A 770-nucleotide genomic window follows, 5' to 3' on the forward strand; every position below is an offset into this window, starting at 1 on the left:
GGAATTTTGATTAAACCGAGCAGTTTTAGTAATGCAGAATCCATGCTTGAAAAGTGGAATGACCGCTATGGTTTGCTGAATACACCACAACAGCAGTATCGAAAATTTTTGTCCGGACAAAGCACATTTTGTTGCATTACCTATAACGGTGGCTGCTTTCAGAAAGAAAATCTTGGCGAAGCAGATTTTTATCGTTATTTACGTGATAAATCGAAAGGTGAAAATAAATTATATGCACTTAGACCCCCGATTTTGCTTTTGCTTTGCCGTGTAAATGACTTACTTCTACGTTTGCCTGATGGTGTGATTATTCAGAATAAATATGATCATCTTGATTATTTAAATGATCAAATTTCTAAACAGGTCAAAGGTGCTGAAACCTTCGGAAAGATATCCTTAACCGTGGGTGAATATACTTTTTTACAGCTCACAAAACGAGCCAAAAGTATCAAAGAATTGCAAGAAATGGGTTTAAGTGAAAATACCAAACATGCGACCAACTTTACATGGCGTTTGAAGCAAGAAGCGTTTGAGGCTGTGCGTCAACGTGGCGTTAATTTGGTAAATAGCTTTCAAAAAAATAAATCCAATACGGATGTAAAAGAACATTTTGAAAAGTACCTTTTAAGCCTTGAGGGCTATATTGGCTACCGTGGTGTACGTGTGCAGATCGGTAAGTTATATAGCATGTTCACGGCTTATTTTCAGTCAAAAATGAACCGTAGTTTTTTAGGTGCAGGTGGACGAAAGTTAAATCTAAGCTATGTCCG

1 protein-coding gene is annotated in these 770 nt (G+C 37.1%); it reads left to right on the top strand.

Annotated elements, in window-relative coordinates; translation table 11 throughout:
- Positions 1 to 42 precede the first annotated feature (42 nt).
- Positions 43 to 770, top strand: a 728-nt coding sequence (locus CF596_RS13505; RefSeq protein ID WP_143228699.1) for a hypothetical protein, incomplete at its 3' end; no start/stop codon positions are given.

Source organism: Acinetobacter sp. YT-02 (genome assembly GCF_002412355.1).
Lineage (GTDB): Bacteria > Pseudomonadota > Gammaproteobacteria > Pseudomonadales > Moraxellaceae > Acinetobacter > Acinetobacter towneri.